Source organism: Enterococcus italicus DSM 15952 (assembly GCF_000185365.1).
Taxonomy (GTDB): domain Bacteria; phylum Bacillota; class Bacilli; order Lactobacillales; family Enterococcaceae; genus Enterococcus_G; species Enterococcus_G italicus.
The window spans coordinates 78,371-101,226 of sequence record NZ_GL622241.1; the positions used below are offsets into that span (position 1 = coordinate 78,371).

25 protein-coding genes and 1 other annotated feature (1 of these 26 cut by a window edge) are annotated in these 22,856 nt (G+C 39.0%); of the genes, 2 read left to right on the plus strand and 23 right to left on the minus strand.

Annotated features, from left to right (window positions below; all coding sequences use genetic code 11):
* Positions 1-71 (minus strand) — a binding site (T-box leader); it reaches 142 nt to the left of the window's first position.
* The 16 genes from HMPREF9088_RS00360 to HMPREF9088_RS00435 form a co-directional block, all read right to left on the minus strand.
* Positions 67-795: a DivIVA domain-containing protein gene (locus HMPREF9088_RS00360; protein WP_007207097.1), complete on the minus strand. Its 729-nt coding sequence runs from the start codon at positions 793-795 to the stop codon at positions 67-69. It overlaps the preceding feature by 5 nt.
* 19 nt (positions 796-814) lie before the next feature.
* Positions 815-1,597 (minus strand): YlmH family RNA-binding protein, encoded by a 783-nt coding sequence (locus HMPREF9088_RS00365; RefSeq protein ID WP_007207098.1) that lies wholly within the window; start codon positions 1,595-1,597, stop codon positions 815-817.
* Between the two features lie 16 nt (positions 1,598-1,613).
* Positions 1,614-1,874: a YggT family protein gene (locus tag HMPREF9088_RS00370; protein WP_052607498.1), complete on the minus strand. Its 261-nt coding sequence runs from the start codon at positions 1,872-1,874 to the stop codon at positions 1,614-1,616.
* Positions 1,875-1,897: 23 nt separating this feature from the next.
* Complete coding sequence (locus HMPREF9088_RS00375) at positions 1,898-2,497, minus strand: cell division protein SepF (RefSeq protein ID WP_007207100.1); 600 nt, start codon at positions 2,495-2,497, stop codon at positions 1,898-1,900.
* Positions 2,498-2,513: 16 nt separating this feature from the next.
* The gene (locus HMPREF9088_RS00380; RefSeq protein WP_007207101.1) at positions 2,514-3,185 is read right to left on the minus strand and encodes a YggS family pyridoxal phosphate-dependent enzyme; all 672 of its coding nucleotides are present in this window, start codon (positions 3,183-3,185) and stop codon (positions 2,514-2,516) included.
* 13 nt (positions 3,186-3,198) lie between these two features.
* Complete coding sequence (gene ftsZ, locus HMPREF9088_RS00385; protein WP_007207102.1) at positions 3,199-4,437, minus strand: cell division protein FtsZ; 1,239 nt, start codon at positions 4,435-4,437, stop codon at positions 3,199-3,201.
* An 18-nt stretch (positions 4,438-4,455) separates the two neighbouring features.
* On the minus strand, positions 4,456-5,793 hold the full coding sequence (ftsA, locus tag HMPREF9088_RS00390) for a cell division protein FtsA (RefSeq protein ID WP_007207103.1): 1,338 nt from the start codon (positions 5,791-5,793) through the stop codon (positions 4,456-4,458).
* A gap of 162 nt (positions 5,794-5,955) precedes the next feature.
* The gene (locus HMPREF9088_RS00395; protein ID WP_007207104.1) at positions 5,956-6,975 is read right to left on the minus strand and encodes a cell division protein FtsQ/DivIB; all 1,020 of its coding nucleotides are present in this window, start codon (positions 6,973-6,975) and stop codon (positions 5,956-5,958) included.
* A 14-nt stretch (positions 6,976-6,989) separates the two neighbouring features.
* The gene (gene murG / locus HMPREF9088_RS00400) at positions 6,990-8,087 is read right to left on the minus strand and encodes an undecaprenyldiphospho-muramoylpentapeptide beta-N-acetylglucosaminyltransferase (protein ID WP_007207105.1); all 1,098 of its coding nucleotides are present in this window, start codon (positions 8,085-8,087) and stop codon (positions 6,990-6,992) included.
* 19 nt (positions 8,088-8,106) lie between these two features.
* Positions 8,107-9,465 (minus strand): UDP-N-acetylmuramoyl-L-alanine--D-glutamate ligase, encoded by a 1,359-nt coding sequence (gene murD / locus HMPREF9088_RS00405; protein ID WP_040365982.1) that lies wholly within the window; start codon positions 9,463-9,465, stop codon positions 8,107-8,109.
* Between the two features lie 12 nt (positions 9,466-9,477).
* Positions 9,478-10,440: a phospho-N-acetylmuramoyl-pentapeptide-transferase gene (mraY, locus tag HMPREF9088_RS00410; protein WP_007207107.1), complete on the minus strand. Its 963-nt coding sequence runs from the start codon at positions 10,438-10,440 to the stop codon at positions 9,478-9,480.
* Positions 10,441-10,457: 17 nt separating this feature from the next.
* The gene (locus tag HMPREF9088_RS00415) at positions 10,458-12,680 is read right to left on the minus strand and encodes a penicillin-binding transpeptidase domain-containing protein (protein WP_007207108.1); all 2,223 of its coding nucleotides are present in this window, start codon (positions 12,678-12,680) and stop codon (positions 10,458-10,460) included.
* Positions 12,681-13,085, minus strand: coding sequence for a cell division protein FtsL (gene ftsL, locus HMPREF9088_RS00420; RefSeq protein WP_007207109.1), 405 nt, complete (start codon positions 13,083-13,085; stop codon positions 12,681-12,683). It lies immediately after the preceding gene.
* A gap of 3 nt (positions 13,086-13,088) precedes the next feature.
* Positions 13,089-14,045, minus strand: a complete 957-nt coding sequence (gene rsmH, locus HMPREF9088_RS00425; RefSeq protein ID WP_007207110.1) for a 16S rRNA (cytosine(1402)-N(4))-methyltransferase RsmH — start codon at positions 14,043-14,045, stop codon at positions 13,089-13,091.
* A 14-nt stretch (positions 14,046-14,059) separates the two neighbouring features.
* Positions 14,060-14,491 (minus strand): division/cell wall cluster transcriptional repressor MraZ, encoded by a 432-nt coding sequence (mraZ, locus tag HMPREF9088_RS00430; RefSeq protein WP_007207111.1) that lies wholly within the window; start codon positions 14,489-14,491, stop codon positions 14,060-14,062.
* Between the two features lie 149 nt (positions 14,492-14,640).
* Positions 14,641-15,012, minus strand: coding sequence for a DUF3397 domain-containing protein (locus HMPREF9088_RS00435; RefSeq protein ID WP_007207112.1), 372 nt, complete (start codon positions 15,010-15,012; stop codon positions 14,641-14,643).
* 110 nt (positions 15,013-15,122) lie between these two features.
* Here HMPREF9088_RS00435 and HMPREF9088_RS00440 point away from each other — a divergent pair, with 110 nt between their 5' ends.
* Entirely contained in the window at positions 15,123-16,079 is a 957-nt protein-coding gene (locus tag HMPREF9088_RS00440; RefSeq protein WP_007207113.1) for a magnesium transporter CorA family protein, read from the plus strand.
* Positions 16,080-16,152: 73 nt separating this feature from the next.
* Positions 16,153-16,269 carry a DUF4044 domain-containing protein gene (locus tag HMPREF9088_RS11520; RefSeq protein WP_071859021.1) on the plus strand — a complete coding sequence of 39 codons (117 nt, stop codon included), beginning with the start codon at positions 16,153-16,155 and terminating at the stop codon, positions 16,267-16,269.
* 71 nt (positions 16,270-16,340) lie between these two features.
* Here HMPREF9088_RS11520 and recN read toward each other — a convergent pair whose 3' ends face one another.
* The 7 genes from recN to HMPREF9088_RS00475 form a co-directional block, all read right to left on the minus strand.
* On the minus strand, positions 16,341-18,026 hold the full coding sequence (gene recN / locus HMPREF9088_RS00445) for a DNA repair protein RecN (protein ID WP_007207115.1): 1,686 nt from the start codon (positions 18,024-18,026) through the stop codon (positions 16,341-16,343).
* A 15-nt stretch (positions 18,027-18,041) separates the two neighbouring features.
* The gene (locus tag HMPREF9088_RS00450; protein ID WP_007207116.1) at positions 18,042-18,494 is read right to left on the minus strand and encodes an arginine repressor; all 453 of its coding nucleotides are present in this window, start codon (positions 18,492-18,494) and stop codon (positions 18,042-18,044) included.
* Positions 18,495-18,683: 189 nt separating this feature from the next.
* The gene (locus HMPREF9088_RS00455; protein WP_007207117.1) at positions 18,684-19,499 is read right to left on the minus strand and encodes a TlyA family RNA methyltransferase; all 816 of its coding nucleotides are present in this window, start codon (positions 19,497-19,499) and stop codon (positions 18,684-18,686) included.
* Positions 19,500-19,515: 16 nt separating this feature from the next.
* The gene (locus HMPREF9088_RS00460; RefSeq protein ID WP_007207118.1) at positions 19,516-20,385 is read right to left on the minus strand and encodes a polyprenyl synthetase family protein; all 870 of its coding nucleotides are present in this window, start codon (positions 20,383-20,385) and stop codon (positions 19,516-19,518) included.
* Positions 20,382-20,603 carry an exodeoxyribonuclease VII small subunit gene (locus tag HMPREF9088_RS00465; protein WP_007207119.1) on the minus strand — a complete coding sequence of 74 codons (222 nt, stop codon included), beginning with the start codon at positions 20,601-20,603 and terminating at the stop codon, positions 20,382-20,384. The genes HMPREF9088_RS00460 and HMPREF9088_RS00465 overlap by 4 nt, the downstream gene beginning before the upstream one ends.
* A complete protein-coding gene (xseA, locus tag HMPREF9088_RS00470; RefSeq protein WP_007207120.1) occupies positions 20,600-21,940 on the minus strand; it encodes an exodeoxyribonuclease VII large subunit in 1,341 nt (446 codons plus the stop codon). The genes HMPREF9088_RS00465 and xseA overlap by 4 nt, the downstream gene beginning before the upstream one ends.
* A complete protein-coding gene (locus HMPREF9088_RS00475) occupies positions 21,937-22,788 on the minus strand; it encodes a bifunctional methylenetetrahydrofolate dehydrogenase/methenyltetrahydrofolate cyclohydrolase (protein ID WP_007207121.1) in 852 nt (283 codons plus the stop codon). Before HMPREF9088_RS00475 ends, xseA begins: the two co-directional genes overlap by 4 nt.
* Positions 22,789-22,856: the final 68 nt, after the last annotated feature.

Here is a 22,856-nt window from a genome sequence, read left to right on the forward strand (position 1 = left end):
TTACTAGTCTCTCACCATCACTAGCTCGCTAAAAAATTGAATCTAAACTACTGTTCTATTCTAGCTTTAGTTATTCTCTGGTTCAGGGATATCGATAATTTTTTCAGTAGCATCGACAACAACAATCGGTTCTTCGGCAACTGCTTCTTCAGTCACTTCGATAACCGGTGTTTGTTGTGAGTTTACTGCATTTTCTTTTTCGCTGTCAAGTTCTTTCGATAAAACTTCACGAATAACAGAATGACTATCTTGTACGTAGCTAGAGAATGGTTTTAAGATTTCTTCCCATTCTGGACTTTTTACTTGTTCTAACTGAGATTCCAACATAAGTGATAAATTGCTGTGGAAGACGCGCGTCTTTTTCTTTAAGTCATTTGTTTCTGTGACAAGCTGACGGGCATTTTCAGTTGCTTCAGTTAAGATTTCTTTTGCTTTGTCCTCTGCAGCTGTCGTTAAAGCATGCGCACGTTTCTCCGCATTGGAAACTAGTTCATCGGCACGATTTTGAGCAGCAGTAACTAGTACTTCCGACTCTTTGCTTGCGCTTGATTTTACTTTATCAGCTGTGTCTTGTGCCACAATAATTGATTGATTCAATGCATCTTTTAATTCATTGAAGTATTCAAGTTTTTCTTCAGCATGTTTCAATGCTTTTTCTAGTTCACGATTTTTTTGAACCGCTGTTTCGTAATCACGTACGACTAAATCTAAAAAGTCATCTACTTCACTTTTTTCATAGCCACGCATTTTACTCGGAAAGCTCTTATTTTGAATATCTAATGGAGTTAATGCCATTTTTTACACCTCTTTATTTTTATTTGCGCAATACACCGATTGCCAAACGGATCTTTTCTTTTTTAGTTGTACCACCTTGTCGCTGAATTTGCAAACGACCAAATCCACGAATGGATACAATGTCTAACAATTCTAGCATAAAGTCAGGTCTTTGTGCGACACGCCAATTTACTTTAACTTTTCCCGCCTCAATCAATTGTTTTGAACGTTGACGTGAAATGGAAAAAACATTGGCTATCACTGTATCTAAGCGCATAGAACTCACCGTCGTCGCCTCTTCAAGCCAAGCATCTTTAGGTGAAACTAAGTCGATATACTCTTTTACAAGTAAGCGTACATTGACTGAACCAATTTTCGTTACTTGCATTTGAATATAATTTTGGACTTCTTTGGCGACCAACACTTGCCACCGACTGCCATCTGAGATAATATCGCCGAAATATTCACGCTTAAGACCCGAGTTCACGAGCGTTCCTAAGATTTTACCATGTGAAAGCTGCGTAAATTTTTCCGGATAATTTATTTCAAAAAGGACAATGTCAAATTCTTCTTGCGTTGGAGTATAGTAATCGGGAAAAATCAGGCATCTGGTTCGCTCTGCTTGCTCATATCCACCGTAGAACTCAAATTTTAAATCTGATTGTTGTCTGACAATCGTTTCTAAAATATATGCTTGTCGTGGATCCAAAAACTCGGTTAAGTACGGAGCATACTGCATTTGGACTTTTTCAATCCAATCTTGAACAGCATCAATAAATGGACGTTCATCGCTTCTAAAATGCTGATAAATATTTGCGTCCACCGGAATATGCTCCTTTCTAGATTAACATCATCAATAAAATTGTTAGACCTTTGCCTGCCAAATCTAATAAAATAATGGCTACCGCAATTGTAAAGTCAATCGGACCTATCTGTAAGCGCAAATGGTCAAACATGCTGAGATATGGCTCACATATTTTTCTTAAAAGCTTTCCCAAAAAACTTTGGTAGGCTCCAGGAAACCAGGAAAGTAAGGCATAAATAACTAACAAAATTGAATAGAAGTAGATTGCCTTATTTATTAATGAAACAAGTTGTATGATTAAAATATGATGCACCTCCCTTATAGATCAAATAGTTTATTATCAACGAGAGATTGTGCAGTTCCATCGATTTCAATACCTTTTGGTGTACATAAAAAGATTTCATCGGCTACTCGTTTAATATCGCCATCTTCAGCATACACGGCACCTGTCAGAAAATCAACAATTCTACGAGCTTGTGGTTCATCAATTAAGTGAAAATTAACTAATACCGATTCCCCACTGATGACATGCTTAGCGATAACCATTGCTTCAGAATAGGCTTTTGGCTCAACAATCATAATTTTATTTGAGTGAGAGACCGCTTTTTCTCTCATCGTACTTTTTTGCGTTGAAGAATGTTGCATGGTCACAACTTTTTTCGAAGGAACCGTGGCCTTATCTTCATACACTTTAGATTGTCTAGTTTCTTGTCTTGTCACTGGTCTCTTCGGTGTGTATTGTTTATTAGCTGTATGGATGGTAGCTGTTTTTTTGGATTTTGGTAAAGGCTCAATGGATTGTTTTGGCTGAGAGTTTTTAGGCTTCATCGTTGGCGATTCATTGAAGTACGGATCTTCATCCATATAATTTTCATCATCCAGACCAAAAAAATTGGTTATTTTCAATTTTAAGGACACAAACTTTCCTCCTTTTCTATTCTTTCACTAAGGCAGTTCCAACCCGAATAAATGTGGCACCTTCTTCAATCGCAACGGTATAATCATTGCTCATCCCCATGCTTAGTTCATGGCAAGGTGCGTACGTAAGTTGTTGGGCTTCGATACTCTTTTGCAAATTCCGTAATTGCAAAAAAACATCGCGTTGTTCTGATTTTGTTGATTGAAATGGCGCCATCGTCATTAAACCGACGATTTCAACCTTATCAAATTCACTAAGTTGTTCGACAAATGATGATAATTCAGATGGTTTAATGCCCTGCTTTGATTCTTCGCCAGAAACATTAACCTCAATGAAGCAACGTATTTTTTTTGTTGCTCTTTTTTGAATTTCATTTGCCAACGATAGGCTCTCTAACGCATGAAAATAGTCGACTTCATTAATAACATGCTTTACTTTTCTTCGTTGTAAATTCCCGATGAAATGCCAAGTCACATTCAAGTCTTTCATCGCTTCTTTTTTGGCTAAAAAAGGTTCTACGCGGTTTTCTGCGCAGTCTGTCACGCCATTTGTGACGACTTCAATCGTTGTTTCTAAATCGACTGTTTTAGTTACGGCTACAAGCGTGACACTTTCTCTTTGACGTGAAGCAAGAGCACATGCTTTCTGTACCTCTTGCTCCACCTTCCGCAAGTTCTCAGAAATCATGTGCTCTTCCTCCTTATCTTTTACGACGGAAAAATGGGGGTGTACTTAATTCGTCGTCCGAGTTCTTTTGTTCATCACGAGAAAATGTATCAAATTCTTTTTTTTCAATCGTATCAAACTGTGTTTCGTCAACTTTAGGGCGTACAGTTTGTTCTTTACGAATATCCCAATCACCAAATGCTGTTTCTTCTTCAGCTGGCGTTGGTTGTGCTTGATCTAATTCGATTGTTGGTTTTTGTGCTTTGGGTTGGATCTGACTCGTTCTTGAAGAACGGGCAGATCGACTATCCTTTTTTGTTGGGTCAATACCTGTCGCAATGACCGTCACGCGGATTTCATCACCCATATCTTCATTGATTGATGTACCTAAGATAATATTTACATCGCCACTTGCAGCGCTTGACACAATATCAGAAGCATCTTGTGCTTCAAATAAAGTCATATCTAGCCCACCAGTAATATTTAATAACACTTGCTCTGCACCATCAATTGACGTTTCAAGTAATGGTGATGAGATTGCTTTTTTCGTTGCTTCAATCACACGTTCTTCACCACTAGCAACACCGATACCCATTAAAGCAGTACCTTGGTTAGCCATTACTGTTTTCACATCAGCAAAGTCAAGATTTACGTAACCTGGAGCTGTAATCAAATCAGAAATACCTTGTACTCCTTGACGCAATACATTATCTGCTTCACGGAATGCTTCTAACATTGGTGTCTTTTTGTCAACAACTTCTAATAGACGATTGTTTGAAATAATCAGTAAAGTATCAACATTTTCTTTTAATTTTGCAATTCCTTCCGCAGCAAAGCGGCCACGTTTTGGTCCTTCAAAAGTAAATGGACGAGTAACTACGCCGACTGTTAATGCGCCAATTTCTTTTGCAATACTTGCTACGATTGGAGCAGCACCAGTACCCGTTCCACCGCCCATACCTGCAGTGATAAATACCATATCCGCGCCTTCTAATGCTTCACGGATTAATTGTTCACTTTCTTCCGCTGCTTTTTCACCTACTTCAGGTTGAGAACCAGCGCCAAGACCTCTTGTATATTTAGGGCCTAATTGAATAACTGTTTCAGCTTTTGAATTTTTTAAGGCTTGCACATCTGTATTGACTGCGATGAATTCAACACCTTTTACATTTTCTTCGATCATACGGTTTACGGCGTTACCACCGCCACCGCCGACACCGATAACTTTGATTACAGCGCCTTCGTTTACATTATTGTCAATTGAGAATTCCATAATTTGTATTCCTCCTGCTTAATCAAAAATATTTGAAAAGAAGCCTTTCACTTTATCTGTCAAACTTTCGCCTGATTGAGATTCTTCTGGTTCTTGATAATCTAACTCATCACTTTCTTCATAAGCGGTAGTTGGTGCTTCTGAAGTTTGGCGAATAGGTGCTGTTTGGTACGATTGCGTCGGTGTGACTTTTTCACCAGTCACGGCACTTTCTGCAATCCGGTAAACATCATTTACATTTGCTGCAAAATTAACCAAACTAATGACATTCGTGAATACTGGATTGCGTAGGCCCATGTGACTTGGTACATAAAGCTTAACAGATGTTCCAAATACTTCTTGTGCTAATTCAACTACGCCTGGTAAGCTAGCCGCTCCACCAGTCAACACCACTCCACCAGGAAGTTCTAATGCTTCAATGCTGTCCAAAACTTCTTTGGACTTAGTGAAGATTTGTTCCATTCTCGCTTCAATGATCTCAGCCAAATATTTTTCACTAACTTTCACTGGATCCGTTTTACCAATCACATCTACCGGAAATTCTTCTGCTTCTGATGTGCGCTCTGGATAAGCATCTCCATAATTAATTTTTAACGCTTCTGCATTGTTAAATGAAGTGTTTAAAACAGTCGAGATATCTTTTGTAACAAACTCGCCGCCTTCTTGATTAACGTGCGTAAATTTCAATTGTTTGTCATGCATCACAGCTGTCGTCGTTTGACCTCCACCAATATCGATTACGGTCGTACCAAAATCTTTTTCACCATCAGATAAAATCATTTCAGTTAATGCTAGTGGCGTGATGATTAATTCATCTAAAATCAATCCTGCATTTGCCACACATTTTTTGATGTTATGGACAATGGTCTTAGGACCTGTATACACAAGACCAAACATTTCCATACGCACACCAATCATCCCGCGTGGATCTTTGATTCCTTCAAAGCCATCAACCGTAAATTCTTGTGGAATAATAGCCACAATTTGTCTTTCAGGTGGAATCGATCTAACCAAAGCAGCAGATGTTACATTTCGGACATCTTCATCCGTGATTTCTTTGGACTCACCGTTTACGGCAATCATCCCTTGGCAATTTTCAACTTCTAATAAGTTTGCTGGTAATCCAACGCTGACATTGCGAATTTGAATGCCCGCTTTTTCCTCTGCTTGACCAATCGCACGATGAATTGCATTCACTGTTTTTTCGATATCTACGACGATACCGCGATTGATTCCTTCTGATTTGGCATTTCCTACGCCAATAATATTCATTTGGTTATCGATATATTCAGCAACTACTACTTTTACTGATGATGTACCGATATCCAAGCCCACATAAATTCCTGATTTTGCCATGGATGGGATTCCCTCCTAATTGTATCTATATCTTATTCACTCAATCGCCAAATAAAATGGAATTTTCTTTCATTTCTACCAATTTTACCATATTTCATAGAGGATGAGAAAGGCGTTGGGATAAATAATATACAATTTTTTATTTTAAATTGCTAAATTTGCCTAATTATTCTCCTGACTAGAATCTGATGGTACTGAGTCCTCACTCGAAGAAGTGGTATCACTTGTATTGGTTGTATCAGAAGTGGAAGTCGTTGAACTTTCATATGGCGCATAAAAAATACCAACTTCCATATCAATTGTCCCTTTTTCTGTTAAATCTTTTGCTATTTGTGGATAATACTTCATTTGACTTGCTAAATTATCGATATTTACAATCACTGTATTGCCATCATTCATATACAAGTGGAGTAATTGGTCATTTGCTTTAGTAGCTTCATAAGAAATTTGCGAGATGGCACTTTGTAGTTCACTAGATAATTTTTTGTATTGGGTAATTGTTGCCAAAATTTGCTCATTATTCGTAAATTTTTCCAAAATAACTTCTTGCTTACTCGCCTCTTTACGCGTTTCAGCCAGTACTTTTCCGCTAGCTAAAATAGGAGAATAGGTACCATTTTTTGATAATTGGGCGATTTCTTCATACTCAGTGACGGATAGTTTCAATTGATTGATTCCAGTCATTTTAATGGCAACAGACTTAATACGTGGGTACTTCGTCTCAATTTTTTTTGCCGCTTGCGAGCGGTCTTGATATTGTTGCCAAAAATTTTCGTCTAGTTGTAGCTTTGATGCGGCAATAATCTCTTGTGTTGTTACTACTTGATTGCCTGATACTTCAATTTTTCCTAAGCGACTATAAGGTGAAATAAAATACCCACAAATGATTAAAGGAATTGTTAAAAGACCTAGGATGAAGGAGACACGTCGGATTAATTGCTTATTATGGTAAGAATGCAAATTTGGTAACTTGTCCATAAAAGAAACTCGTTCGCTTGCTCTATTTAATTGAATATCTTCATCATCATATGAGTCACTTTTCTCTTTTTTTTCATCAGCAACACTTACTTGATCATCGGTTTGCCCTTTTTCTTCTTCATTCTTTTTTTGAAGGTATCGGGCATGCTCCTCTTGCCATGGTGTAAGGGGCGTTTCTTCGGATTGAGATTCTTTTTTAGTCATGTGACTTCCTCCTCTCAATCTCGCATAATCGATTGGGACAATTGATACAATCTCTCTGAGGCATCTGGTATCCCCTCTTTTTTGGATGCTACCGCCATGTTTTGGCGAAGTTGCTCATCGTTCATAATTTTATCAATTGCAAAAACAAGTGATTCTGCATCTAATTCTGCATCACGAATCATGTCCACAGCACCAACCTGAACAAGGCTTTGCGCATTCTTGGTCTGGTGATCATTCGTCACATAAGGACTAGGAATTAAAATGGCTGGCAATCCCAGTGCAGTAAACTCGGCGATGGATGTTGCGCCCGCACGACCAATTAGTAACTCGCAATTAACCATTACCTCATCCATTTTAGTAATATATGGTTGGATGCTGATATTTTTAAACGCATCTTTGGTCATGCCAATTGATTCTTCGATTTCTTGGAAATATCGCTCACCTGAGGCATAAAGCACTTGATAGTTTTTTTTAGCAAGTGTAGGGAGGGCATCAATGACTGCTTGATTAATTTTTAGTGCCCCTTGACTGCCACCAAAAATTAATACAGTCGGAATACCCGGTGTTAAATTGTATTGACTCAAGATTTCAGATTTTTTTGCACCTGCTACTTCTTGAGCTCTCGGGTTACCGACTAACACTGTTTTCTCTTTTGGAAAGTAGGCGGCCGCATCCTGAAAAGCTATGGCGATACGATCCACGTATCGTGCCAAAAACTTATTGGTCACTCCTGGAACACTATTTTGCTCATGGATGATTGTCGGTACGTGTAATTTTGCCGCTGCATAAACGACTGCTCCGGACACATAACCACCAGTACCGATCACGATATCTGGTTGAAATTCTTTGATGATTTTTTTCGCTTGACGAATACTGGTTAAAAATAGTTGCACTGTTTTGATGTTATCAAACGAAAGGCTTCTTTTAAAGCCTTGTATTTCTAACGTTTTAAATTCAATGCTTAGTGAAGGAACAATTTTATTCTCCAGTCCTCTTTTAGCACCAACATACATAAATTGGGCGTTGGGATCGAGTTGCTTTACATAGTTTACAAATGCTAAAGCAGGATAAATATGTCCCCCAGTTCCACCACCTGTTACAAGTACTTTCATCTTTTTCTCTCATTTCTTCCTATTTTAGCTGTTGCATCGCTTGAACAAAGCGATCGCCACGTACTTCAAAGTTAGGGTATTGATCCCAGCTGGCATTGGCTGGAGATAGTAAAATCGTGTCACCAGGTTCACTAAGCGTAAATGCCAATGGAACAGCCGATTCCACATTTTCACTAAATTTAATAATCGGTATACCTGCCTTTTGGGCCGCATCTGCCAATTTATCTTTCGTTTGACCAAACAATACAATTGCCTTAATCCCTTTTAAATCAGGAATTAATTCATCGAAAGAATTGCCTCGATCTAAACCACCAGCGAGTAATACCAATTTTTGATGATCAAATCCACCTAAAGCCATTCTTGTCGCTAGACTATTTGTCGCTTTGGAGTCATTAAAGAAACGGACATCGCCATGTGTCCCTACATATTGCGTACGATGGGGCACACCGGTAAATTGACTAAGTGCTGCTTTAATTGCTTCAGGACGGACCTGTTTTAAGCTTGCAACAGCAATCGCTGCTAAAGCATTTTCCACATTGTGCTGGCCCGGTACACCTAGTTCATCTACTGACATAATCAATTGTCCTTTAAAGAACAATTGGCCGTCTATCTCATAGGCTCCGTCGACTTGTCCTTCTGTACTAAAAGGTACAACTGTCGCTTTGGTTGATTTTGCTAATTCTCGTAATTCCGTTTGATTCCAATTGATGACCAAATAATCTTTGTCAGTCATATTTTTTTGAATGCGCCACTTTGCTTGAACATATTCTGGGCGGCTACCATGGTAGTCAATATGGGCTTCATAAATATTAGTGATAACGGCAATTTCTGGATGAAAGTCGGTAATGCCCATTAATTGAAAACTAGAAAGTTCCATTACTAATTCATCATCTGCGATTGCTTCTTGTGCAACAGAGCTAGCTGGGTAACCAATATTACCGGCTAGTCGAGCGACTGAATTGCTGCGCTCTTGATTTAGTACATGGCCAATCATCGTCGTTGTTGTCGTCTTACCATTTGTTCCAGTAATTCCAATGATTGGTGCATCAGCTATTTCATAAGCCAATTCAACTTCGGTAATAATCGGAATATTTCTTGATAAGGCTTCTTGAACAAATGGATGGGTGTATGGAATTCCGGGATTTTTTACAATTAATGTGAACCCTTCGTCTAGTAATTCTAATGGATGACTACCTGTGATAACTGTAATCCCTTCTGATAACAATTCCTGAGCATCTTTATTTTCTTCAAATACTTTTCCGTCATTAACGGTAACAAGTGCGCCCAAATGATGAAGCAATTTGGCCGCACTAAATCCGCTTTTGGCTAATCCTAGCACTAAAACTTTTTGATTTTCATATGTCTTGATTGTTTTCATGTCCATCGTCTCCTATAAGATAATCCATAGCGTTAGCATAGAACAAATTAACCCAATTGTCCAAAAGACACCATTAATTTTCCATTCAGACCAACCAAGCATTTCAAAATGATGGTGAATCGGTGACATTTTAAACAATCTTTTACCTGTCAGTTTAAAGTATCCTACTTGTAAAATAACGCTAAGTGTTTCGCACACATACACAAAGCCGATTAATAACAGTGTCCATTCTTGATGTAGGAGAATCGATACCGCTGCTAATATCCCGCCAAGAGACAACGCGCCGACATCACCCATAAAAATTTTAGCGGGCTTGTGATTGTATACAAAAAAGCCGATTAATCCACCAATCACACTTAGACACAAAATTAAAATATCTGTTTGATTTTGTGCATAGGCGATGATTGCATAGGTTGCAAAGGAAATCGTCCCTAGGCCAGCAACTAAGCCATCAATCCCATCTGCCAAATTCACCGCATTGGAAAATCCGACTAACCAGATAATGACAAACAGTCCATACAGATAACCCAGAGGAATGGTAAAACCTAATATGGCGAGTTGATTAACATTTCCATCATATAGATACACACCGTAAAAGATCAAGGCTCCGATGATTTGCCCTAGTAATTTTTGTAGCGAGTTCAGTCCTAGATTTCTTTTTTTAAAAATCTTGATGAAGTCATCTAAAAAACCAATCATGCCGTAAAGTGCAAGAATGAATAATAAAATTGCAAGCGTTGCTGTAACTTGGTTTTGCCAAAGTCCTACCCAAAGCGATGTAATAACTGTCGCCAACAAAAAGACAACGCCACCCATTGTCGGCGTACCTGCTTTCTTCTGGTGCCACTTTGGTCCTTCTTCACGTATTTCTTGCCCGTATTTTTTCATTTGAAAATAGCCAATAAACAGTGGCATGAATGCCACTGTTATCCCAAATCCACTTGCTAACGGTAAAAACATTTTTTCCCAATCCATCTTTTGCACCCCTATTACTAGTTTTCTTTTAAAACAATTGTTAATTTTTGATTGCGGATGGTTGCATATGCTTCTATGCTCTGTGAAGTAGCATATCCTTCCCCTTCAAAGGTAACATCAATATTTAATAGATCGGCTAATTTTACTATATCTGTTTTTGACCAACCTGTAATATCTGGCATCGTAACTGCATCATCATTGGTTAGTAATAGCAATTTTTCACCCGGTAATACTGTCTTGCCGACATCAATCGATTGTGATTTCACTTTGCTTCCTTCACCTAGTACAACTGGGTCAAGCCCACTTTTTTGAGCAGCCGTTGCGGCGGTCGTGGTCGATAAATTACGATAGTCGTCAACGGTAATTTTTTCAGTCGATATCTCTGTCGATTCACCATCAGTCGTTGCATCAGAACTCGTTAAGTCCATCGCTCTTTTTAAAATGGCATTGGTGATATCTGATAACGCATTGTAATCATAATTTTTCGGTTGTTTAATCGTCAAATAGAAAATATATTCAGGATTTTCAGAAGGAACAATGGAAACAGCGGAATAAATATAATCATTTGCGCCAGTTAAATATGCGCCATTTTCTGATATTTGAGCCGTCCCGGTCTTCACACTGACGTGGTAACCAGGGACACTGTACTTACCATATGCAATCCCATATTCCTCATTTTCAGTGGTATCTCGCATGTATTCTCTTACTTGTTCTGTCGATTCTTTGGTAACCGGATTTCCGACTACTTCAGGCTCCATCACGGTTATCTTGTTTGTATTTGGATTAACAATTTTGGTTATATATTGCGGTTTTAGCATCGTACCATTGTTGGCAATTGCGGTAAAAGCTTGCATCATTTGAAAATTGGTTACCCCGATACTTTGTCCGAATGAACTCATCGCAGTATCGACAATATTCGTCGAAGGGAGCGTACCTGATTTTTCATTTGCTAACCCTGAATACGTACTTTGACCAAATCCAAATTTTTTCAAATATTGACGCCATGCATCTGGCATTTTTTGTTCTAAGATGACCATTCCTTTATTACTAGACCAAGACAAGGCTTGGCGCATCGTTAACGTACCTTTTTCCCCATGGTCCCAGTCATCAATTGTCGCATCTGCAATTTCAATTTTCCCACCTTGATATGTCTCGTTGGGATCATATACGCCTTGAGTAATAGCCGCTGCGGTGGTCAAAATTTTCATTGTAGATCCCGGCTCATACGGATCTTCAACTAATGTATTCGCCCAGTTAAAGTTTGAATCGTAGTCAGTGCCTAGTCCTTTTTTGGTTTCAGGATCAAATGACGGCTGCTGGTCAAGTGCTAAAATCTCACCAGTATTTGCTTTGACAAGCATGGCAGTCATACTTTTTGCACCTAATTTTTCATAATATTCTTTCATATACTTCTCTAGATAGACTTGCAAGCGACTATCTAACGTCGTATAAATATCTTTTCCATCTTTGGCAGCCACGGATTCAGATACAGTACCAGGAAGTGGATTTTGATAATTGTCTCGTTGGTAGACAATTTTTCCATTGGTTCCCTTAAGAATATCGTCATAGGCGGATTCAATTCCCATTTTGCCGACAAGTTCTTTTTCTCCAGATTTATTTTCTACCAAATCAGTATACCCAATTAAGTGAGAAGCAAACTCTCCATTTGGATACATTCTAGCTTGGCTTTCATTAAAATAAATGCCGACTAAATTTTCTGCTTTCAAATCTGCTTCAATTGCTGTTCGTTGCTTCAAGGTTAAGTTTTTTGCTTGACTAAATTCTACTAACCAAAGATTTTCTTTGGCACCATTTTTTAAAGCAGTCAAAGCTTTTTTTTCGTCAAATCCACTAACTTCTTTGGCTAAGATTGCGACGAGTTTTTCAAAGTCTTTTTCTTGGGCATATAGTTTTTTATTTCCACTCGTATAGGTCTTTGATAGTGTTGCGTATGCCGAATAGGAAGTCGCATCCTCAGCAATGGCAATACCATTTCGATCATAAATAGTTCCTCGCTTAGCCTTGACAATGGTACTTCCTTGATACAATTGTTTTGTTTTTTCTGCTAGTGATACATTATTGACTTTCCCTATAACGGCGATTTTTGACAGCTGAATAACAAATAAAAAGAACATCACAAATGCCATGGAAAATAAAATAATTCCCACAATTTTGCGATTGTTCTTTGGTGATTTGTTTTTCTTATTGAAATATCGCTTCATCTTTTTTTTTAAACTCATTTACTTCACATTCCTTAAATTATCCTCTTTGATTGACAATCCTTTTTCTTCAGCGATTTTTTGAATTCTCTCGGTTTTTGACAACTCATTTTTTTCTTGTTGCAAATCTGTTTTCGTTGTATTTGCATCATCAATTTTGTTTTGAATCGTCGTAATTGTATTTTCAACTGAGCTAATTTGTGTCCGTAAATTGATTGCCAAAAGTCCCAAAGCAATCGCTCCAAAAATGATAGCAGACGTCAACCATTTTTCAAGTTTGCTTAGTTTTGCTAATCTTGTGAATGGAGAAGTTGGTACATGGATCACTTCTGGGCGATGAATTTCTTCATAGACTTTCTGTTGATCTGGCTGAAGATTGGTATCATATAATTGTGTATGTAAGTCTTTGATTTTCAATTCAGCCATACCTTAACTCTCTCCCTCTTTTACTTTTTCGACAATTCGTAGCTTGGCACTACGAGACCGATTATTTTCTTCTAGCTCCAATTCACTTGCCGTGATTGGCTTACGATTAATTACTGTCAGCATTGGTTGATATTCATCAGGAATAACGGGCAAACCAGGCGGTAACTCCTTGACTTGACTGTATTCTTTAAACATATTTTTTACTAAGCGATCTTCCAATGAGTGAAAGGTAATAACACTAATGCGGCCATGGATTGCAAGCAATTCTATGGCCTGCTCTAGTGACTCTTCAACTGCACCTAGTTCATCATTCACAGCAATCCGTATTGCTTGGAAAATCCTTTTAGCTGGATGTCCACCCTTGCGTCTAGCTGGAGCCGGTATAGCTGTCTTAATAATTTCCACTAACTCAGATGTTGTCTCAATTGGTTGATTTGCCCGTACTCGTTCAATTTCACGAGCAATTTGTTTTGAAAATTTTTCTTCTCCATAGCGGAAAAAGATTTTAACTAACTCGTTGTAGGAATATGTATTCACCAAATCATGAGCTGAGAAACTCGCTGATTGATCCATTCGCATATCTAATGGCGCATCTTGATGGTAACTAAATCCCCGTTCAGCTTCATCTAATTGTGGTGACGATACACCTAAATCGTATAAAATACCATCGACTTTCATAACGTCTAATTCGGCTAGTTTTGATTTCAACTCACGAAAATTACTCTTAATAAAGGTCACTTGACCTTTATCGACAAAGCTTTGTAGACGTTGTTTAGCAAAATCCAGCGCTTTTTGATCTTGATCAAAGGCGTATAAATGTCCATCTGGTCCTAATTGGCTTAATAGATATTCACTATGGCCCGCACCTCCTAGTGTGCAATCCACATAAATGCCATCTGGTTTAATAGCTAATCCTTCTACTGTCTCTTTCTTTAAGACCGTATAGTGCTGAAATTCCAATGCTTTTCCTCTTTCTACAACCCAAAATCAATCATGGTTTCTGCTATTTCATCAAAGTTTTCTTCCGCTTCTTCAGAGAAAGCGTGCCATTTTTCTTCATCCCAAATTTCAATACGATTGGCTACCCCAATAATTACACAAGCTTTTGTCAATTTTGCATGCTCTCGCAACGTCGTGGGGATATTGATTCTTCCTTGTTTATCTATTTCACATTCAGTGGCTGCAGAATAAAAGAAACGAACGAATGTCCGCGCATCTTTCTTTGCAAGGGGCATTTCACTTAGCTTTGCTTCAAGCTGATTCCATTCACTCAACGGATAGCCAAATAGACACCCATCTAGTCCTCGCGTCACAATAAACTTCTCACCGAGCTGTTCACGTAATTTTGCAGGGACTATTAGGCGACCTTTTGCATCAATCGAATGTTGAAATTCACCCATCAACATCGCTAGGACCCCCTATCTACCACTTGATAAATAAAGTCTACCACAATCCCCCACTTTCTACCACAAAATATCTGAAAAGTTAAGACTTTTTTTGACTTATTTTTACCTTTTAAGTTTGAGCTATTTTTCTAATCCAAAATGAACCAAACTTAAGCAACTAAAGCGAAAATATTCCAGCATAACAGGACACCATATAAAAAAATTGTAAGCAAAAATGTCATTCGCCAATACATTTTAAATAGTCGCCCATAATGTACTTCGTCAAAAAAATAAGCGTGAATCAATACTAAGCCCATCCCTAATAAAATAATGGAAATAAAATAATACGCAATCACACTTCTTCCTAGTGCTGCAGTCGAGAAGAAATACAGACCAATCATCAACAGAGGTGTCGCGATATCCGGTGCTTTCAATTGATATTTTTGATTTAAGTGAAAAAAGGAAACGATGAATTTAGCCCCGATAATTGCTATAATAGGGTAAATGTACCAAACAAGTAAATCTAGAGTAAAAGGTTTCATTAGGATAAATCCTTTCTATTGTATTAGCTATACTATACTTCATTTTGTTTACACGAGTATTTCATTTTGTTAAAAATTCCAACTATTTCGAAACTATTTAGGAGGTTACTATGATTCATTATTACGCTCTTAATCAAGATCAGTTAAAAAAACAGGATGCTGACACGAAAGAAGTTTTTTGGTTACATATTGAGAATCCGACTTCCGACGAGTTGACGACAATTTCTACAAATTACCATTTACCTATGGATTATCTAACTGCGATCTTAGACGATGCCGAAAATTCTCGGTATGAAGGATTGGAGCAGACGATTTTTGAACGAGCAGCATTATTGCTGTTACAATACCCGCATGCCTTAACAAGTCCCAATGGCTATCCTCAATACGAAACCTATCCATTGGCAATCATCTTTACACCTGAAAAAAAAGTCCTAACCGTCTCAAAATATCCGCCGATTTTTTTCGATGAATTGACCGACGTCTATCTTCAACAAAATGATATGTCTGTCGAAATGAATTTGGTCCTTCAAATTTTATGGAAGCTTGTTTTGTCTTTTAACCGTTATCTGAAAAAAATAAAGTTGCAATTATCAGAGCTAGAAGGCCAAATCAAAGTATCCACTGAAAATAAGCAATTGTATCAAATGTTAGACATTCAAAAAAGTTTGGTATTAATTGAATCAGCTACAAAAAACAACTTAGCAACTCTATCTGATTTCTCGGAGATTGCTTTACTGAAAAAAAATCATGCCGTACACAATCACTTACAAGATGTCCTAATAGAAACAAAGCAAGCAGTAACCTCTGCTACAATTCATCTGCGTTTAGTCAGCCAAATTACCGATACCTTCTCAGCGATTGTTTCAAATAATTTGAATAACGTCATGAAAATCCTCACTTCGTTAACACTAGTCTTAACCATTCCTACGATAATCGGAGGAATATACGGAATGAATGTCTCTCTTCCATTTGCCAACTCAAAGGGAGCTTTTTGGCTCATTGCTGGCGGAACTGTTTTGCTTTGCGTCCTTGCCATGCGCTATCTTAAAAAGAAAAATCTTTTGTAATTCTCCCCTCTGGCTTGAGTTATCGTATAGAAGGTTGTAAAATGACTCTAATGACAAAAAAAGGATGAATACAATGAGCGAAAAAAAGAAAAAAAGTAGATTTGCTAAAATTACGATGGTGGTTGTTTGGACCATGTTAATTCTTACAATTGGATCGATTGTTCTGGGTGCTATTACAAGTATTCAATAAAAGAGAAGCTGAAACGATGGCAAAAAAATCGTTTCAGCTTCTTTTTTTATCTCTCAATCGGCTAAAATTTGCTATCTGTTACTTTTTTGAGCTAATCGTAAGAGCTCTTTTGCATGCTCTTTTGTTAACGTCGTGACTTCAGCACCAGCTAACATGCGGGCAATTTCTTCCACGCGTTCCTCTTTCGTCAGTTCAACGACGGTGGTCTTGGTTCGATTATTCTGAACCGTCTTTGAGATAAAATATTGAAAATCAGCAAAAGCCGCAACTTGAGGCAAATGCGTAATACATAGAACTTGCGAGCGGCGACCAATTTGCGAAATTTTTTCAGCAATTGCTTGGGCTACTCGTCCACTCACACCAGTATCTACTTCATCAAAGACAATACTTGTTAATTCCTGACTCGTTGAAAAGACCGTCTTTAAGGCTAGTAAAATCCTAGATATCTCACCACCACTAGCTACTTTTTCTAGTGGGCGCAACGGCTCACCTGGATTAGCAGATAAATAGAACAAAACGTCATCTTTTCCAAATTCGTTGTATCCTTGAGATAGCGCCTCAAAACGGACGGCAAATTGCGTATGCTCCATGTACAGTTCACGTAACTCGTTCATGATTGCTTTTTCTAAACGACGCGAAATTTCTTTACGATTTTCATGCAGGATTGCTGCTTTTTTCGCTACCTGCTCCTCTTTCTCTTTTAATAGCGATTCAAGCTGATCAAGCTGCCCATCGGATTGTGCGGTCTCTAATAGTTCAAGGGAAATCTTCTCATAGTACGCTAAAATAAATTCTACTGACTCACCATACTTTCTTTTAAGCTGATGAATGATCTCCAGTCGATCCTCGATTTGATGCAAGCGTTGCTCATCAAACTCAAGTAGGTCCATTTGACGGGACAAATCAGCTGCAACATCTTGTAGTTGATAATAAACAGTTGTTAGTGACTCTGACAATAATTCATACTCTTTCCCAAACGACGCCACGCTTTCTAATTCATTCGCTGCCAGACTCACATTGTCTAAGACACCATGATCATCAGTACTAAGTAGCTGATGTACACTTGCAAATGCATCAACTATTTTTTGAAAGTTTAGTAATTTGTCACGTTCTTCACTTAAAGACTCTTCCTCACCAGAAACCAATTCTGCCTGCTCAATTTCATCAACTTGATACCGTAACATATCCAATCTTTGAACATAGGACTGTTCATTTTTCTTGCGAGAAAGTACTGTTTTGGCTAATGCTTGCCATTCTTTATACAAGGCTTTGTATTCTGTGAGAGCAAGCTGAAAGTCACTACCACCAAATTCATCTAGCAAGCGCTGGTGTTGATCGGCCTGTAAGAGTGATTGATGTTCATTTTGACCTTGTATATCCACCAAAAAACGACCAATGCGTTTTAAATTGGCCAATGTCATGACATGGCCGTTGACACGACAAATTGACTTGCCATTCAGCGCAATGTCGCGCTGTACGACCAGATAGTCTTCTTCTTGATTCACTAGTAGTTCTTGCATAAGGGCAAAAAATTGTGGGTTTTTCGGCCAGTCAAAAACGCCTTCTAGATGGCAGCGATCTGCCCCCTGACGAATCACATCGACCGAAGCACGGCTACCTGCTAAAAGACCTAGCGCATCAATAATAATCGATTTTCCTGCACCTGTTTCACCTGTCAATGTCGTCATGCCTTCATGAAAAGAAAGCGTCAACGACTCGATAATCGCAAAATTTTCAATCGTCATTTCGATTAACATTTGCTCACCAACCTTTTAGTGCTCGTATTGTTTTAACCATGTAAACAAGTTATTACATGCCTCTTGTGAGTTTGAAATCATCAATACTTTGTCATCATCTGTTAAAATGCCAAATAAATCATCGTTGTATTGACGATCAATTAGTGGTGCAATGGCTACTGCATTACCTGGAATTGTCTGTAACAGAACAAATTTGTCCATCTTTTTAACATGAATAAAGGCGTTTTTTAATAATTTATCTAATTTCATCGCCTGTTCTTCTTCATTTTGAGCAGGAAGACTATAGCGGTACCCACCCAATTCTGAAGGGACTTTGACTAATTTTAATTCTTTTATATCTCTTGAGACAGTTGCTTGCGTCACATGAATGCCACGTTCTTGCAGCACTTGCACAAACTGTTCTTGTTTTTGGATGTCCATCTCTAGCAACAGTCGCGTAATTAGACGATGCCGTTCTTTTTTTTTCATCCGCGTCCCTCCTTCTATTTCTCACTTATGATAGCGTATTTTTTGCTTATTGAAAAGGTCTATTAGAAAGCATGAAAGAAAACTAATTGTTCGTGATTTTTGGGAAAAAGAAAAAATACATATCACAAATGGCTTCATCCATTTTACTCAAATGGTTTTACCTTTCGTGTAACATGTATTTTCACTTCTTTAAGTTAATTGATTGTGTGCTTCAGTAACGACATCGTCAATGGAAACAGTTGAAGCTATTTGGCCTTTTTGGCTAGCTTTTTTCAAATGAATCAAAAACTCAATGTTGCCTTCCCCACCTGTAATTGGTGAATAGGACAAATTTTCTACATCAAAGCATTCATTCGTGGCAAACGAAACAATCATCTCAATCACTGCTCGATGCGTCTGCGGATCGCGGACTATTCCGTGCTTCCCTACAGCTTCACGGCCAGCTTCAAATTGAGGCTTAATCAATGCCATCACATCACCTCTATCAAGCAAAATCTGATGCAACGTCGGCAAGATTAATTTTAATGAAATAAATGATACATCAATTGTAGCGACTTCTGGCGTACCAAATTGAAAATCCGCAGGTGTTGCATAGCGAAAATTCATGCGCTCCATGACAACGACGCGTTCATCTTGACGCAACTTCCATGCCAATTGGTTGTATCCTACATCCAAGGCATAACTTAATACAGCCCCATTTTGCAATGCTACATCCGTAAACCCCCCGGTCGAGGCACCAATATCAAGAACACGCTTGTCCTTCACTGAGAAATCAAATTGTTTTAAGGCCTTCTCCAACTTTAAGCCACCTCTTGAAACATATGGTAACTTTTTGCCTTTTATTTCAAGAATTGTTTGATTGTCTATCTTCTCGCCTGGTTTATCAAGACGTTCTTTATTTTTTTCGATATAGACTAGCCCCGCCATAACACCTCGTTTGGCTTGCTCTCGTGTTTCAAATAACCCTTGTTGAACAGCTAAAACATCTACCCGTTCTTTCTTCATCGTTTTCCTCTTTCTATCATAAAGTGAACTTTTCCATCATTGCTTCTAATGCATCCGTCTGATAGCCTTTTTCAGCAAAGTCTTGTACAATCGACCGTGCCTCGTTCACTTGCTTGGTTAACTCGTCTTTTGCTTTTTGGATACCCAATAATTGCGGATAGGTACTTTTTTGTAAGACACTGTCTCGATGGGCTGTCTTTCCAAGTTCTTCAGTGGTAGCTAAGACATCTAACAAATCATCTTTAATTTGAAAAGCCAGTCCTAGTTTACGTGCAAAACTATCTAACTGCGCTTGCTCTTTGGCTGAAGCCCCACCGATAATGCCACCAGCGATCACCGAAAAACGAATCAACTCGCCTGTTTTTCGTGCATGAATTCCTTGCAATTGTTCAAGTGACAGTTGTTTTCCCTCTGCTTCAATGTCCGCAGCCTGACCTGCCACCATCCCCAATGTTCCGGCCGTTTGAGCAAGCAAAGTCAGACAGGCAACTTTCTTGTCATCGGCTAGTTCCGCTTGGCCTAACACTTGAAAGGCTAAAGTCAATAGTCCATCACCTGCTAAAATCGCTAGTGCTTCACCAAACACTTTATGATTGGTTGGCTTTCCTCTTCTTAAGTCATCATTATCCATTGCTGGCAGATCATCATGAATTAATGAGTACGTATGAACCAATTCAACCGCCGCAGCAACTTGGCACACCGCCTGCGACACATTCTTTTGATACAACGCATATGTACTAGCCAAAAGCAGCGGTCGAATTCGTTTCCCACCAGCCTCAACTGAATAACGCATACTTTCAGCCAATTGTTCCTCATTGGTTTGTTCACTAATTGCAGTAAGCATCGTCATTTCGACGGACTCTAAGAAGGCTTTCGTTTCGATCATTTAGCATCGCCTTCTTCAAAAGGAACTTCTTCGTTGTTATCCGTCATTAGTTTTGTTAATGTTTTTTCTGCATTTTCCAATGTTTCCTTGCATTGTTTGCTTAAAACCATCCCTTGCTGAAAAACATCAAGTGCTTCTTCTAATGGCACATCGCCTTGCTCAAGGCGTGCGACAATTTTTTCTAATTCTGCTAATGATTCTTCAAATGTTGCGGTCATTCTTTCCCCTCCTCATGCGTTGCCACTACGGTCGTTTGGATTGTGCCATCACTTAGATGAATGGTTAATAAATCATCTACAGCGATATCTGCTACCGATTTGACGATTTTGTCATCTTTAGAAACATAGCCATAGCCTCGGTTCATAATCTTCAACGGACTAACCAAATCAAGCGATTGAATGGCATGATTGACTCGTTGTGTGTGAGCTAAATACGCTTGATTCATTGCTTTTTTTAAGCGTTCATCTAAATACCGTTGTTCTTGTATCTCACGCTCATACACACGCATCAATGGTTGATAGGACAAGCGATTCATCATCACAGTCGCCGATTGTTTTTTTGCGAAAAACACGCTTTGCATTTGCTGAATAAGGCGTTGCGAAGCTATATCTAGCTGTTGTGCCTTAGATTCGTACAGACGATTTGGTTGCCGAAAAACATAGGAATGAACGGCTTTTGCGTAGCGTTGTTTTTGTCTTTCCAGCTGATACAAAAAGGCTTGCTGCACCCTCATTTTTATTTCTTCTACTCTCAGTAGCTCCTGACTTAAAACAGGTACGGCTAGTTCAGCTGCCGCAGTCGGTGTCGCAGCACGGACATCAGCAACCAAATCAGCAATTGTCGTATCCGTCTCGTGACCCACTGACGAGATAATTGGCGTCTTGGCCGCTACGATGGTGCGAGCCAAGTGTTCATCATTAAATGGCCATAAGTCCTCAATCGATCCACCGCCACGACCAATAATCATCGTATCAAACTGTCCATCCTCTTCCACCCGTTGAATATTCTTAATCAATTCACCGGCAGCTTTTTCCCCTTGAACCACTGTCGGATATAACACAAGTTGCACAATTGGGTAACGTCGGCGCACTGTCGTAATAATATCCCGGATGACTGCCCCACTAGGTGAAGTCAAAATCGCAATTCGCTTCGGATAAGCTGGTAGGATTTGCTTAGGCAGTTGAAACAAGCCTTCTTTGGCTAATTTCTCTTTTAATTGCGCATAAGCTTGATACAATGCTCCCACACCATCTGGCTCCATGTGTTCAATATACAGTTGATAACTTCCACTCGACTCAAATAAAGATATGCGGCCAATGACCAATACCTTCATCCCTTCCTCTGGTTGGAAGGACAACTTCTGAAATGCTCCCTTAAACATGACCGCTGAGAGTTTTGCATGTTCATCTTTAAGGCTAAAATACTGATGATTGGGTCTTAAACGAAAATTAGAAATTTCCCCCGTCAGATACACACGTTCTAAGTAAGGATCTGCATCAAATTTACGCTTTAAGTAGGCGGTCATCGCGGTAATACTTAAATATTGTTCACTCACACTGCATTCTCCTGCCTTTTGGCTGCTTCGTACGTTTGAATCATCAACATGGTGATCGTCATTGGACCAACCCCTTTCGGCACTGGCGTAATAAATGATGTCATTGGTGCCACTTCGTCAAATGCAACATCTCCAACCAGCTTGCCATCTTGATCGCGATTCATTCCTACATCAATCACAACCGCTCCTGGCTTAACAAATTCTTTGGTAATAAAATTTCCTCGACCAATGGCCACAATTAAGATGTCAGCCGTTTGGGTCAATGCTGCTAAATCTTCCGTGCGAGAGTGGGCAATCGTTACCGTCGCATGACGGGCCAAAAGTAGTTGCGCCATGGGTTTTCCGACAATATTACTTCTCCCTACTACAACCACTTTTTTCCCTTCAAGCGGGATGTGGTACGCATCAAACATCTTCATGATGCCATAAGGTGTACAAGGAATCATTTCGGGCTTCCCTAAAAATAATTTCCCTAAATTTAACGGATGAAAGCCATCGACATCTTTTTTTGGATCAATCGCATCCAACACTTTCTCTTCATCAATCTGAATCGGTAAAGGCAATTGCACCAAAATACCATGAAACGCTGCATCACGATTGTATTGATCAATTCTTGCCAATAACGCTTCTTCTGTCACCGAGGCAGGCAGACGATCCACTTTGGAATGAATGCCAATTCGTTTCGCTGCTAGTTCTTTGTTACGGACATACACCTGACTCGCAGGATTGTCACCGACTAAGATAACGACCAAGCCCGGTGGATTCTCTAGAGAATCATTGGCGATAGTTTCTTTTAATTCTTGTTGCAATCTTTCTGCTAACCCTTTACCGTCAATAATTGTTGTCATAAAACTGCCACACCCCTTTTATTTTTTTCATTTTACCATAGTCATAGTAGAGTGAGTAGAGTTGACTC